Source organism: Actinoplanes sp. TBRC 11911 (assembly GCF_012933445.1).
Taxonomy (GTDB): Bacteria; Actinomycetota; Actinomycetes; order Mycobacteriales; family Micromonosporaceae; genus Actinoplanes.
In genome coordinates this window covers 22,431-34,292 of record NZ_JABBNC010000054.1, presented here as the reverse complement: position 1 = coordinate 34,292, position 11,862 = coordinate 22,431, and the positions used below count along the sequence as shown (strand labels likewise).

5 protein-coding genes are annotated in these 11,862 nt (G+C 67.8%); all 5 read left to right on the top strand.

Annotated features, from left to right (window positions below):
• Positions 1-85 precede the first annotated feature (85 nt).
• The 5 genes from HH310_RS41300 (at position 86) to HH310_RS41280 (ending at position 11,767) form a co-directional block, all read left to right on the top strand.
• Positions 86-3,775, top strand: coding sequence for a phage resistance protein (locus tag HH310_RS41300; protein WP_169181230.1), 3,690 nt, complete (start codon positions 86-88; stop codon positions 3,773-3,775).
• A complete protein-coding gene (pglZ, locus tag HH310_RS41295) occupies positions 3,760-6,444 on the top strand; it encodes a BREX-2 system phosphatase PglZ (RefSeq protein ID WP_169181229.1) in 2,685 nt (894 codons plus the stop codon). Before HH310_RS41300 ends, pglZ begins: the two co-directional genes overlap by 16 nt.
• Positions 6,441-7,742 (top strand): BREX system ATP-binding protein BrxD, encoded by a 1,302-nt coding sequence (gene brxD, locus HH310_RS41290; RefSeq protein ID WP_169181228.1) that lies wholly within the window; start codon positions 6,441-6,443, stop codon positions 7,740-7,742. The genes pglZ and brxD overlap by 4 nt, the downstream gene beginning before the upstream one ends.
• An 11-nt stretch (positions 7,743-7,753) precedes the next feature.
• Positions 7,754-9,871 (top strand): DEAD/DEAH box helicase, encoded by a 2,118-nt coding sequence (locus tag HH310_RS41285; protein ID WP_169181227.1) that lies wholly within the window; start codon positions 7,754-7,756, stop codon positions 9,869-9,871.
• Positions 9,872-9,940: 69 nt separating this feature from the next.
• Positions 9,941-11,767 (top strand): N-6 DNA methylase, encoded by a 1,827-nt coding sequence (locus HH310_RS41280; RefSeq protein WP_169181226.1) that lies wholly within the window; start codon positions 9,941-9,943, stop codon positions 11,765-11,767.
• The last annotated feature ends 95 nt before the right edge of the window (positions 11,768-11,862 follow it).

Genomic DNA, 11,862 nt, shown 5'->3' with positions numbered 1-11,862 from the left:
AGGGCCGGCGGGCCGAAACTGTCGGACCCCGGGCATAGGATCGGCCTTTGCTGGACAGGCTGTGGGCTTGAAAAGGGAGCGAACGGTGACCCTGCTGCGTGACCTCATCGACATTCCGGTGTCGGTGGGCGACTCGGACTTCGTGGTTACGGCGTCGCAGGGCGCCGACCTTGGACGCTATGTGGTGACCGATGACCTGCGCCGCGACTTTGACGAGGCGCTGAGCATGGTGGCGCACGCGGTGCAGTCGGGGCGGTCGCAGGCGAAGTTCCTGCATGGCTCGTTCGGTTCGGGTAAGTCGCACTTCATGGCCGTGCTACGGGAGATCCTCAAGCACAATCCGGAGGCTCGCTCGGTGCGCGGCCTGGCCGAGCCGATCGACAAGACCGATCCGGTGCTGCGCGACCGCAAGTTCCTGACCCTGAGCTTCCACATGCTTGAGGCTCGCACGGTGGAGCAGGCCGTGCTGGAGGGCTACCTCAAGCAGGTTCGGCTTCTGCACCCGGACGCGCCGCCCCCAGCGGTGCACCGGTCCGACGCGATGATCGCCGACGCTGATCGCCTGCGCAAAAGCCTCGGGGACGAGCGATTCTTCGAGGCGCTGCGCGGCGGCGCCGATGGTCCGTCCGGGGGTGGTCTTGCGGCGCAGCAAGCGCGGACCGTCGCCTTGACGCCCGAGACCTATGCCGAGGCGGTCGCCGAGCTTCCTGGCACGCCCCTTCGGGACAGGCTCGTCAGTGCGCTGACCACTTCGTTCTTCACCGGTGCGGTGCAGAGCGCTGAATACCTCGACTTCGACTCGGGGCTCGCGGTCATCACTCGGCACGCCAAGTCGCTTGGCTATGACGCGTTGGTGTTCTTCCTGGACGAGCTGATCCTCTGGCTGTCGACGAAGATCGCTGACCACACATTTGTACAGACCGAGGGTGCCAAGCTCAATAAGCTGGTCGAGTCATCCGACTCGACGCGGCCGTTGCCGATCGTCTCGTTTGTGGCGCGGCAGCGAAACCTTGAGGAGTTCCTCGGGCCGCAGGTCGGCGGCACCGAGCGGGCCGCGCTGGCCGACGTGATGCGTAGCGTGCAGGGGCGGCTCGGCTCGGACATCGTGCTGGCCGACACCAACCTGCCCGAGATCACCGAGAAGCGGCTGCTCAAGCCTCTGAACGACTCGGCGCGGCAGGTCATCGACGACGCGTTCGCCGCGGTCCGCAACCGACGCGACGTGTGGGACGTGTTGCTGCTCGGGGCGCAGTTCGGCGACGCCGGCATCGGGTCCGACGCGACCGCGTTCCGGCGCCTCTACCCGTTCTCGCCCGCCCTAGTCGCCACTTTGGTGGCGCTGTCGCAGGCGCTTCAGCGGGAACGCACCGCGATCAAGATGATGACCGAGCTGCTGGTCGAGCGACGCGACACCCTGCAGGTCAACGACCTGATCGGGGTGGCCGCACTGTTCGAGCCGCTGGTGCTGCGCGGGGAGCTGCCCGACCGGCCGCAACTGCGGCAGAGGTTCCAGAATGCCCGGGACGCCTACCGCACCCGGTTCCGGCCGTTCCTGCTCAACCTGCATGGCGTCACCGAAGCGCAAGCGGCCGAGAACGACGACTTCCGGATCGACGACCAGCTGATCAAGACGCTGATCCTTGGCTACCTGGTCAGCGAAGTGCCTGCGCTGCACAACCTGACCGCGGCGAAACTGCACGCGCTCAACTTCGGCTCGATTGCGTCGCCGCTGCCCAACTACGAGAGCCAGATCGTTCTCGACCGGCTGCGCCGGCTCAACGCCGATGTCGGTGATCTGCATCTCTCCGACGGGCCCGACCCGGTCATCCAGGTCAAGATCGCAGACGACGACTACGAACGTCTGCTCGACTCGGTTCCGCCGCGCGAGACCACGGCCGTGGTCCTTCAGCAGCTCGTGCGCGACCTTGTCTGCGCCGAACTCGGACTCGACGCGAAGGCGGGCAACCTCGGCGAATACCCGTACCAGCGGGAATGGCGAGGCCGTAAGCATCTGATCAATGTGCGGTTCGGCAACGTTCGCGACCGGGACAACATGCCCGATCAAGCAGTGCTCGCGGACGGCGACGCCTGGCGGATCGTCGTTGACTACCCGTTCGACCCCGGCCACCGGCGTAACGAGGACTTCGCCCGGATCGAGACCCTGCCCAAGGGGTCGCGCACCGTCTTCTGGATGCCGCTGTTCTTCAGCAACGAGTCGATGGGTCGCGTCGCCACCCTCGCCAAGGTCACCTTTCTGTTGGACAACACGGACGGGAACCGGATCGAGAAGCTCGCCGCCGACCAGTCCAAGGCGTGGCGGGAAGGTGCCAAGGCGTACTTCCAGCAACGCCAGCAGCAGCTTGAGTCAGCACTGCTCACCGCGCTCAAGCAGGCCTACGGCGCTGCCGTCGCCGATCCGTCCGTCGTCGAGCCGGACGATGTGGCCATTCTGCACTCGCTCACCGAGGGACTGCGTGTGGGTAGCCCCCGCGGCGGCGTGCTCCGCGAGGGGTTCGTCAACCTCACCGGCGAGCTGCTGAAATGGTCCTACCCGGGGACGCCCGCGCTGCCCGAGGACGAGAAGACGCTGACTCGCGCGGAGCTGGGCAGGGTCCTCAAGTACGCGAAGCTGGCGGTGGCCGACGAGGCCCGAGGTGTCACCGTCGATCAGGCCGACCAGCGGACGATCCGGCGCATCTGTAACCCGCTCCGCCTCGGTGAGCTGGTCGAACACCGTTATGTCCTCAATGGAAGCACGTGCTGGTGGAGCGGGCATCTCAGCCACCGCGCGGCCGAGGAGGGCTACACACAGCATTTCCCGGTCCACGTGCTGCGTCGGCTCCTCGACGTGCCGGAAGCACGCGGCTTCGATCGCGAGCTGCAAAACCTGATCATCGCGGTGTTCGCCGAGGAACAGCAGCTCGCCTGGTACCAGCACGGCAGCCCGGCACCGCTCGCCTCGTTGCAGGGCGTCGACGACCAGCTGGAGTTGCGGCACATCACGCTGCCCGACGAGGACATCTGGCAGCTTGCCACCCGCCGGACTCAGGGCATCTTCGGTGTGACGACGCAGGGCTACCGCACGGCGGCCGGCGTCACGGCTCTGGCCAGGACGCTGCGCGAGCAGGCCGATCGTTACCGGAGGCCGGTCGCTGAGCTCGTTGAGTCGCTCGGCCGGAACGCGTCCGTGCTGGGCCTCGAGACCACGGCAGATCAAGGTCGGCTGCATCATGCGCGAGTCGTCGCCGCTCTTCTCACCGACCTCGCCCAGGAGAGCGACGACCTGGTCCGCATCACCGTGATGGCGGACGCGCGGATCGATCTCGACGACACGGCAATCGGCAACGTTCTCAAGACGGCTGCTGCGGTCAAGCAGGCCCTCGACGCAACACAGTGGCCGTTGCTGGAAGCAGTCTCCACACGGGCCGCCGCCGATCCCCAAGCCGCGGCGATCATCGAGCAATTGCGAAGCAGCGCTCGACACGATTCGCTCGCCGCCGACCTCCCGGCCGCGTTGCGGACGGCTATCGACAGCGCAACCCGGCTGCTGGTTGCGCCGCCGTCCGACCCGCCGCGGGTGATTCCGACGCCGGCTGTGGTGACCACACCTGGTACCCAGTCGCCGGCCACGCCGCCCGTGTTGCCGATGCCCAGCGCCAAGCCACACGGAAAGGCCGAAGTCGGCAACGAGACGCAGCTTGCCGACCTGACCGCGCGCCTCAAGGCAGAACTGGCCGACGGGAAGTCCATGGTCGTTACGTGGGAGGTGCAGTGACCGTGGCCCAGCCGGCAGCGATCAGGCGCAAGGTGGAGGCGTGGCTGTCCGATCAGGACGACGATGCCCCCGCCCTTGCGCTGCGTGGTGAACCGGTCTGGAAAGAGGAGCAGACCCTCACGATCGGCGGCACGCCCGTTCGCATCGTCCCGTGCCGAACCCCTCTGGCCGCCCGAGCGGCGCTGCTCGATCGCAATGACGGCGAACGGGTGGTGCTGCTCACCGAGTTGTCCGACAACGACCTCGGCGACGGCCTGCTGGCCCACCTCAGCAAGCATCACGTCCGCACGGTGCAACCGTGGGACGTGGTCGTCGAGATGTTCGAGGCCTCCGCGATCGACCCGAGCCTGGCCGGCCTGGGCCGGTGGGTGGCCGACGCGCTCATCGACCATGTACCGGCTGACGAGTGGCCACCCGCGCCCAGCGCGGTCCTCACGCGTGACCACGCCCTGCGTAGCCTCGTCGCGGAACTTTTCGGCCTCGATCGGAACGAGATCGACAGCGCCGGTTTCATGGAATGGAGCACCGACGCCGGACGCGTTCTACGGCTGAGCAAGCTCGCTCCCGAGGTGATCGCCGGGCTGACGAAGTACTTGGCGGACACGGCCGGACCCGCAGTGGTGCCGATCATGGCCGCCGCCCGCGCCGGCAACGGCGTGGATGCCGTACCCCTCGGTCTTCTTTCCGGTGTGCTCTGGCCGGGACCGACCGGCACCGCGGCGGCCACCGCGGTCGCGGTCTCCCGCGCCCGGCTCGAACCGTGGTTCGGTGGGATGAAGCTTGAGGAGGCGCAAGCGACAGCGTTTGCCGCCGCTGCCGAAGCCTGGGTGGATCGCGTGATGGGCGGCGGCGAAGCGGGCGCCGAGGCGAACCGCATGCTGGCCCGTGCCGAAACGATCGCCGCCGACGTTGAGGCAACCCCGTTGCTCGGCGGCAGCGCATTGCTGCCGAGTGGATTCGTGCATCGGTTGCGGGATGTCGCGGCCGCCGTCCGAATGGCCGTACCCACCACCGGGGTGACCGCCGAATCCGGTATCGCAGCCGCCCAGAAGGCGTTGGCGCGCCTCAGCGAACATCGCGGCGGCGATTTGGACCGGCTCAAGACCATGCAAATGGCCGTACGGCTACTGCGCTGGCTCGCCACTCCGGATCCCGAGCCGGCCACGCTGTACGACGCCTTGCAGCGCCAGGTGCACGACGACGGTTGGGCTGACCGGGCACGCCTGGACGTGTTCGCCGGAGACGCCGACCCGCAGACCGCCGAAGCGCTGCACCTTCTTCACCAGGCCGTCGACGCCCGCCGAGCCCGGCACGACCGCCGTTTCGCGGACCTGCTTGCCGCGGCGACACAGGGTGAACAGGACCCGGGCCGCCTGATCCTGGTCGAGGACGTCCTCGACCGGGTGGTGCAGCCGATCCTTGACCAGGGCCGCCAGGTGCTCCTGCTGGTCATGGACGGCATGAGCATGGCCGCCGCCACCGAGCTGGCCGAGTCGCTTACCCGGGCCGCGACCTGGACCGAGTTGACTCTTGACGGCGGTCCGCGCGTGGGCGTGCTTGCGGCGCTGCCAACTATCACCGAGGTGAGCCGATGCAGCCTATTCAGTGGGCGGATTGCGGTCGGCTCACAGAACGCCGAGCTGCAAGCGTTCCGGGAGCGCTATCCGACCGGCGTTCTCCTGCACAAGAGCAAGTTGCGCGGGCAGGCGGGCGTAGCGATCGCACCGGACGTGGCCACAGCCCTCGCCGACTCCTCGACCCCGCTCGTGGCGGCCGTGGTCAACACCATCGACGACGCACTCGATCGCAGTGAGCCGGGCACGGCGGTGTGGGGGAGCGACACGATCCCGGGAGTTCGTGACCTTCTCACCCTGGCCGCCGGTCGCGTGGTCGTGATCGTCTCTGACCATGGCCACGTCGTCGACCGTGGCCTTGAGGCCGTCTACCGCCCGAGCCCGAGCAGCGAGAACCGGTGGCGTCCGGCCGACCCGCCGCCCGCCGACGGCGAGATGCTTTACCGCGGCTCGCGGGTGGCCAAGGGTGACGGCGCGGTGGTCCTGCCGTGGCGGGAGGAGCTGCGATACGGTCCGCGGAAGGCCGGATATCACGGCGGCGCGTCCCAGGCCGAGGTCGTCATCCCGCTGCTCGTTCTGACCGACGGCGACGACTCCGCCATTTCCGGCTGGGGTGCGGCTCCTGTGCCCAGCCCCGCGTGGTGGCGCGAGTCACTGGCCGTCGAGACACCGACTGCGGCCCCGGCTAAGCGTTCGCCATCGCGCAAGCCGAAGGCACAGACGGAAAGCCTGTTCGACCTCGAGGCGCCGGCGCCCGCCAAAACTGCCGACATCGCCAAGCCGGCCGATGATTTCGTTGCCGGGCTGCTCGCCAGTGATGTATACAAGCAGCGGCGTGATCCTCGGGCACCCCTGCCGGACGAGCGGGCCGCGGCCCTGCTGCGGACCTTGGTCGCTAACGGCGACCGGGCCACGATGGACACCCTCGCCGCCCGTGCGCAGATTCCGGCCGGCCGGATCCTCGGCGTGGTCACCGCGCTGCGCAAAATCTTGCAGGTCGAGGGCTATCCGGTTCTTACCGTCGACCCCGACGGCGTCACAGTGAAGCTCGACCGGGGCCTGCTGATCGATCAGTTCCATTTGAAGGCATCATGAGTACCGAGATCTCGGCACGGCGGCGTAAGGACATCGTCGACGCCCTGCGTCGCGGCGTGGTTCCGACGAACGGTCTCGACGCGCTCGCGGTAGGGCTCGGCCGCTTCGAGGCCGCCCTGGACGACGACGTGGACCGGGTTGCCGGCGGCGGAAGCGTCTTCAAGGCCGTGCGTGGCGAGTATGGCGCCGGTAAGACGTTCTTCACCCGCTGGCTTGCCGAGCGGGCAAAACGTCGCGGCTTCGCGGCCGCCGAGGTGCAAATCTCCGAGCTGGAAACGCCACTTCATCGGATGGAGACGGTCTACCGGAGGCTGGTCGAAAACCTCAGCACCGAGCAGTTCCCGCCCAGTGCTCTGCGACAGATCCTGGACGGCTGGATCTTCGCGCTGGAAGAGGATGTGCTGGCTGCCGGGACGATCGGCGAGGACGACACGGCAAGATTGACCGCAGCCGTAGGCGAACTGATGGAGGTACGCCTCGCCGAGATCTCCCGCAGCACGCCGGGTTTCGCGACGGCCCTCCGCGGCTACCGGGGCGCTAGCGCTGCCGGCGACCACGCAACGGCGGACGGATTGGCCGCGTGGCTCGGTGGGCAGCCACATGTCGCGGCCTCGGCCCGTCGAGCCGCGGGCGTCAAAGGCGAACTGGACCATTTCGCCGCTCTGAGCTTCTTGCAGGGCCTGCTGACGGTGCTGCGTGACAGCGGGCACCCGGGACTGCTGCTCGTCCTGGACGAGGTGGAGACCCTGCAGCGTGTCCGCTCGGACGCCCGCGACAAGGCACTAAACGCGCTGCGGCAGCTCATCGACGAGATCTATTCGGGCCGCTTTCCCGGCCTGTTCCTCGTGATCACCGGAACACCGGCTTTCTACGACGGCACGCAAGGCGTTCAACGCCTCGCCCCACTCGCACAGCGGCTTGCAACAGACTTCGGCACCGATACCCGATGGGACAATCCACGAGCCACCCAGCTCCGGCTCCCGGGGTTTTCCCTCGACGCGCTCGTCGAGCTGGGTGTCCGCGTCCGTGAGATCTACGGCAGTTCGGCCGTTCTCGACCGCGTCGACGACGACTACCTGCACCAGCTGGCGACGGCGGTCACCGGCAAGCTCGGCGGACAGGTCGGCATTGCGCCACGCGTGTATCTGAAGAAGCTGGTGGCCGACGTGCTCGACCGTGTCGACCAGTTCCCCGACTGGAACCCGCGTGAGCATTACGCGCTGACCGTGCGCTCGGACGAACTCACCGACGTGGAACGCAACGCGGCCTCCGCCGACGACGTCAATCTGGAGCTCTAGGGGTCTGCGACGTGAGCACTGAGCTAGATCCGGCGGTTCTCCACCACGTTGTCAATACCTTGGGCTGGCCGGATCTTCGGCCGCTCCAACGCGCCGCCATCGAACCTCTCGTCGCCGGGGACGACGCGCTGCTGCTCGCGCCAACCGCGGGCGGCAAGACCGAAGCGGCGTCGTTCCCGATCCTCACGCGCATGTCCACCGAGCGCTGGAACGGCACCTCGGTGCTCTACCTCTGCCCGCTCAAGGCGTTGCTCAACAACCTGGAACCAAGGCTTGAGCGGTACGCCGGGTGGGTCGGCCGCCGCGTTGCGTTGTGGCACGGGGACACCAGCCAGGGCAGGCGCAAGAACATTCTGGCCGATCGCCCGGACATTCTGCTCACCACGCCGGAGTCGCTCGAGTCGATGCTGGTCAGCACCAAGGTTGACCATCGTGCCTTCTTCGCTGGGTTGCGGACGGTCATCGTCGATGAGGTGCATGCGTTCGCCGGTGATGACCGAGGCTGGCACCTGCTGGCGGTACTCGAAAGGCTGACCCACCTGGTCGGGCGTCCACTTCAGCGGGTCGGATTGTCCGCCACCGTCGGGAATCCCGAGCAGCTGCTCGAGTGGCTGCAAGGCGCGGGAGCCGGAACGCGACCGGCCGAGGTCATCTCACCGGACCTACCCACGGCTCCGGCGAGTGTGGGCGCCGAGCCGCCGCCCGGCGACATCGAGCTGGACTACGTGGGTTCGCTCCAGAACGCAGCGAAGGTCATCGCAGCCTTGCACGCGGGGGAGAAGCGGCTCGTCTTCTGCGAGGCGCGGCAGACTGTCGAAGAACTCGGCGCGTTGCTGCGCGGACACGGCATCACCACATTCCTTTCCCACGCTTCGCTCTCCACCGACGAACGACGTCGGTCCGAAGCAGCCTTCGCCGAGGCTCGCGACTGCGTCATCGTCTCCACCAGCACCCTGGAACTGGGCATCGACGTGGGGGACCTGGACCGGGTCATCCAGATCGGTGCGCCCTCGACCGTGGCGTCGTTCCTGCAGCGGCTCGGGCGCACCGGGCGACGGGCCGGAAGCGTACGGAATTGCTTGTTTCTTGCGGTCTCCGGTGAATCGTTGGTTCGTGCGGCTGCCCTTCTGGAGCTTTGGGGCAGAGGATGGGTCGAGCCAATCACGCCTACGCCGGAGCCCCGGCACATCGTCGCGCAGCAGCTCATGGCTCTCTGCCTCCAGGAGCACCGGATCGGCGACCAACTGTGGCCGTCCTCGTGGAACGGGTTGGCGCCCTTCGACCGCAGTGCCGAGCCGATCGTGCGCCACCTCGCTCGCGAGGGCTATCTCGACGAAGACGGCGGGATGTACTTCATCGGCCCGGAGGCGGAAAAGCGTTTCGGGCAGCGCCATTTTATGAACATGACGGCGGTATTCCTCGGACCGCCCGAGTTCGTCGTGCTGGCCGGCCGCGATGAGCTGGGCAAGGTCGATCCGAGCGTGCTCACCGAGGAGATCCCCGGGCCTCGCCGCCTCCTGCTGGGTGGGCGCAGCTGGCAGGTGACCTACGTCGACTGGAAGCGCCGGCGGTGTTTCGTCGAGCCTGCCGACTCCGGTGGGCGGGCGCGCTGGACCTCCATGGGCGGCATCGCCGGCACCGGCTTCGAGCTGACCCGGGCGATGCGCGACGTCCTGCTGGGTGCTGACCCGCCGGTGCGGATGACCCGCCGGGCACGGGATCAGCTTTCTGTGCAGCGCGAGGAGAACGCATCCGCGGTGCACCCCGGCGGAAACGTCATCGTGCGCGCGGACAACCAGGATCTGCGTTGGTGGACCTGGGCCGGCTACCGGGCCAACGCCACGCTGAACGCGACCTTGAGCGAGATCACCGACCCGCTGCAGCGGCCTAGCGATCAATTCATCCGGCTTCGTGAGAACATCACGCCGGTGGCTTGGCGAGAAGCCATCGCCGACGCCGCCGAGCGGCTCTGCCTGCCGGAGGTGAGCAAGCAGGCGCTTGACGGATTGAAGTTCAGTGTGGCGCTTCCCGAGCCCCTCGCCAGGGCCACGCTGGCCTCTCGCCTTGCCGACCTGCCGAGCGCGTGTCGCGTGCTCGGGGAGCCGTCGCGTTTCGTCTCGATAATCTAATACGTATCTCCGCTCCTTGAAAACTATGTCAACAAGGACTTGACGCCAGGGATGTGTACACTGCACTTCGTGCAGCCGAGAGCCCGGGTTACCGCCGCCGACATCGCACGCCTCGCCAACGTAGGGCGAGCGGCGGTGAGTAATTGGCGCAAACGGTATGCTTCGTTTCCCGTGCCCGTCGGCGGCACCGCGGCCAGCCCGCAGTTCGACCTCGAACAGGTCGAGCGTTGGCTCGTCGACGAAGGCAAGCTTCCGGCGGTCGCGGACGAGGACCGGCTCTGGCGCAACCTCTTAGCGGCCGCGGGGGATCCTGCCGAAGCGCTGGCGGCCGCCGGTGAGCATCTCGGAGGCGTACGGGAACTGCCTTTTGAGGGTTTGCGGCCCGAGCTGGCGGCATTGGCCGACCGGCACGGCAAGCGCGGAGCGTTCGAACAGCTATGGCGACGCTTCGCGGATCTTCCGGGGCAGCGTGCGGTGACCACCCCCGACCCGCTGGCCGATCTCATGGCCGGGCTCGCGAAGGTCGACGGCGGATCCGTGCTTGACCCAGCCTGCGGGACAGGGCGGCTCCTGCGGGCGGCGATTCGCGCGGGTGCAGGGGTGGTGTACGGGCAGGACAATGACTCCGCGGCGACGCGGCTGGCTCAGCTTTGGGTCTCGGTCAACGATTTGACCGGTGACATCCGTACCGGTGATTCGCTGCGGCACGACGCATACGGCGATCTGGCAGTGGACGCGGTGGTGGCGAATCTGCCGTTTGGGCTGACGAACTGGGGACACGAGGAGCTCGGCTACGACCGCCGTTGGGAGTTCGGGGTTCCGCCCCGAACCGAACCGGAACTGGCCTGGGTACAGCACGCGCTCGCGCACGTTAAGCCGGATGGCCGCGCGGTTTTACTGATGCCACCGTCGGCGGCCAGTCGGCGGGCCGGCCGTCGCATTCGCGCCGAACTCCTGCGACGGGGAGCGATCCTGGCGATCATCGCGCTACCGCCGGGGGCAGCCGCACCGCACGCCATCGGCTTACATCTTTGGGTTCTTCAGCGCACGCCGACGCCGGCCGGTGCGATTGTGCTGGTGGACGCGGCGACCGACTCTGTCGACGAGGCGTATCGGAAGATCGTCGAGGCGGTCGAGTCGGGCGGTAAGGCTGGGAACGTGGTCCCGGTGATCGACCTGCTCGATGAAGAGGTTGACCTCACGCCGGGGCGGCACAGCCCCGCCGCAGCGGGCGGTGTGGACGCCGCGACTGCCCTGCGGCAGGGCCGGGAGCGGCTTGCCGCCATCGTGGAAACGCTGCCCGGCCTCATTCCCGAGGTGGGCACCGAACCCGGCGAGGCGCTGCCCGCGGTCACCGTCGCCGAGCTCATTCGGGCCGGCCAGGTGCAGTTGCTCGGGCCGGTCAAGGCCGGTGCCGAGGCTGTCGACCGGCCGGTGCTGACCGGCGATGACGTCGCCAACGCGAGGCCGCCTGCCCGGCGTACCGATCCGTCTCCCACTCCCGAGATAGACCTTCGGCCGGGTGACGTGGTGGTGCCGGTTCTCGCATCGCGTCTCCATGCCAGGGTGGTTACCGAAGAAGGGGCGTTGCTCGGCCGAGGGTTGTATCTGTTGCGCGGCAACCCGGAGACACTAGATCCGTGGTTTCTCGCCGGCTATTTGCGGACGTCGGCGAATGAGCGGCAGGCGAGCAGTTCCTCCAGTAGTGGGTCGTCGAGATTCGACCCACGACGAGCGCAGGTGCCACGCATCCCGGTTGTCGAACAGCGCCGGCACGGCGAGGTGTTCCGGAAACTGCAGCTCTTCGACGACGCGGTGCGAGAAGCCACCGCATTGAGCGGTCTCCTTTCCCGCCACACGGCCAACAGCCTCGCGAGCGGCTCGGCGCAGCCTTAACTGTTTCCGTTCCATTCTGGTCGTTTGTCAGCTGGAAGGCTGCCTAGTAGGCGAACGCCTACCTCCTGCCTGCCTAGATTCTGTGAGTCGGGTAA